General features: G+C 46.3%; 1 protein-coding gene. It reads left to right on the top strand.

What is annotated here, in order from left to right:
- The coding region (locus tag Q1V93_RS06645) for a hypothetical protein (protein ID WP_300663028.1) at positions 1 to 3150 on the top strand (3150 nt) is incomplete at both ends.

The raw sequence follows: 3150 nt of genomic DNA, 5'->3' as shown, positions 1-3150 counted from the left end.
TAAGTCCCGGCGGACAGTATGGAACGTACAACGAAACAAGCTGGACGTCTTCAGATGCGTATTCGGTATTCAATCCGTCCGGAGCATTGGGGGTGAACTGGAGAACCTTGACGTATCTGGATGAGAATCAGGTGGCAGTACCCGCTTCACGCCTTGCAGGAACAGCCGGATTGGAATGGTTTGTAACGAATTTCCGCGAAGAGTGGGCGGAGGTGTTGCTGAGCAAGCATCCGGAATATTGTTACCTGGAATTCTGCTACCTCAATGAATCATCCAATAAGTATGATCAAGAGATGCTGGGAATCAATTCCTATGAAACAGCACTTTCCCAGGGCTACCTGATGCCTTTGGCAAACGGTGTTCCGAATTCCTATTATACTTTTTTCCCGAGTCCTTCCACTTCTATTCCGAGTAATCCTGATCCGTTTTTCTTACCGGATTCATTAGGAGCATCTTATTCAGCAGCTATGCTGGCAGAGATGAATCTTTATATGAATGATGTGAATGATGTTGCGGATCTTTCAATGTGGGAGTATGCAGTTTTCCTGGTCTCAGGACAGGATTGTCGAAAAAACAACATGAGCACTTGCCTGAATTTTGATGATTGTAACAAAGATCTGGTTTGGTTAACTTTTCGCAATTTATATCTGGCTGAAAAGCATACACGGGTTTTCCTGGCACAACAGGCTTATGCAGATGCCCATGGATGTTCTAACAAATGTATCGGTGCTGTGGGAACAGTTACCGGTTGTGGTTCTCTTCCTCAATCAGATTTGGCTACGCGTTCACCGCGTTTCGGGAATACCGAAGCCTTTGCTTTTGATATGGATATGATTACTTCTGAACAGGCCGCTTACGGGGTGATCAATCCCATCATTGCAGAATCCTGCAGCACCAGCTGTGAGGGATATGCGGAACAGTGGCTGGAAGACCTGGCAGGTTGCGCCCCGATTGATGCGTTGACTTCTGTTGAGCGGCAAGCCTTGAAAAATGAATTCATCGAATTGTGTATGTTGGGTTGCGACAGCAATCATCCGATGGGAGCAACCACGGCACCGCAGGGAGAACACACTCAAAACGGAAATACAGACATCCGTGGAGTTCTGGACGAGTACCTGACCGGAAAAGCCGGCTACCCGGATCCGACCTGTTCACAGTACCTGGTTACCTTCCCCGGACCTTATAAGAAAGCGAGTGAAATGCCAGCAGCTTTTCCGAAGTTGGATCAGTGTGGCTGTGATATCCTGATGGACGTCCGCGCGGATTACCAGGCGGGAATTGCCAACGGAACGATACTTCCGGCAACTTCTATTGAAGCGTATCTGCATGTCTACAAAGGAATTGATATGGAAGATATTGATAACCTGCTGTGTGTTTGTGATCAGTTTTACGACGAAGGAAATAACCAATGGATGACGAATGCCAATGCCTTGATTGTTGCAGCTAACAAAATGGTTCCGGGTGAATTGACTTGTGAAGTAAACACTTCCTGCAAAAGCTGTGAAGAAGTGAATAGTGCTTATAGTGCTGCTTACACTTTTGCTTCCATAACTTATGGTTTGAATAGTGCGGCATTTGAAGCTGCTTCAAACTACGAGACGATTCTGACCAACTTCCTGAATGAACGATTGGGATACGACCTGAAGTTTAAAGATTACGATTTCTTCCACAAAGGATGTAACGCTACAAGTGCTAACCCGGTGTGTGAAATGAACCCGGTGATGGATGAATTTAAAAAAATACTGACTGTTCAGGCAATGCGCGGAAAACTGGTTCAGGCTTCTCCGTTGAACCTGGCGGTTGAGAATATTGTGTACAAACACGGAGAATTGTTTGAAAAAGAACTCCTGGGATCTTCCTACAAAGGAACGGTGATTCCTGGGAAATTGGTTTTGTCTTTCCAAAATGATTCGCAAACTCCGTGTACTTTTACCATGTTGGTGGCAGAAAACCCGGATTTTGATTTCTCCAAAATTGTTTCCTTCGGCGAAATGTGGGCTACGAGCTCCAATTGTACGACCAACAGCAATTTCGAACTGGAAGTGAAATACTATGAGTGTGGTCAGTTGAAAACAGTTGTAGCCCAGGTCACCAATACCTGTTTGCAGGTCAACCTGTGTTATTGTGGAGACAATGGGCAGCGTTTGTGTAACGAACCGCTGTTCGATCCCGATTTTGAGATCTGCTACCAGCCGGTTCTGGATAACATGATGCACGATGCTATGGAGGCATATGAACTCAGTGTAACCGAAGTGTATCAGGCATTCCAAACAGCTTACAAAGCGAAATGTGCAAAGGCTTTCTCCACGGAGAACTTCACCATGAAGGGGAAATTCCGCTATTACCAATACACGCAGTTCTATTACGATCAGGCAGGAAACCTGGTGCGCACCGTAGCTCCGAAAGGAGTAGGAAAAATGTCTCCAAGCCAGGATGCGGCGATCAATACCAGCAGGCAAACGATCGGAACTCCAATGACTCCGGCACAATCCTTTGAAACAAAATACCAGTATAATTCCTACAATCAGCTGGTGAATACCACGAACCCGGATCAACAGGGAGCAACCAGGTTTTGGTACGATTTCTACGGACGGATTGTGTTGTCACAGAACCCGGAACAGCAGCAAGCAAATAAATACAGTTATGTCTTCTACGACAAACAGGGAAGACCTGAAGAAGTGGGGCAGGTAGTTCCGGGAACGGCATTCAACGAAACAACCTTACTGAAAGTACAAGATCCTGTGAGTACGGTATTCAGAGCGTGGATCACAGCAAGCGGAAGTGCCCGCACGGAAGTAACCAAAACGTATTACGACCGGGCTTACATGCCGGCAGTTCAAGCGCGGTTTACTTTGCAGCCTGGACAAACCAATCCAGGGCAGCAGAACCTGCGTTTCCGTGTGGCTTCGGTAGCGTATTACACTACGGTAACACCGACTACGGATTTTAAAACACAATATGCTTCTGCGACGCATTATACCTACGATTTGCATGGAAACGTCTTACAGACTTTGCAGGATGTGCCGGAACTGGCACCTGTGAAACAGGACATCAAATCCACGGAATACGAATTTGAGTTGCTGAGCGGAAACGTCAAAACAGTGAAGTACCAGAAAGACAAGCGGGATCAAATGACACATACGTATATCT

It is taken from the genome of Fluviicola sp. (assembly GCF_030151805.1).
Lineage (GTDB): Bacteria > Bacteroidota > Bacteroidia > Flavobacteriales_D > Crocinitomicaceae > Fluviicola.
This window is presented reverse-complemented; position numbering and strand designations above follow the sequence as displayed.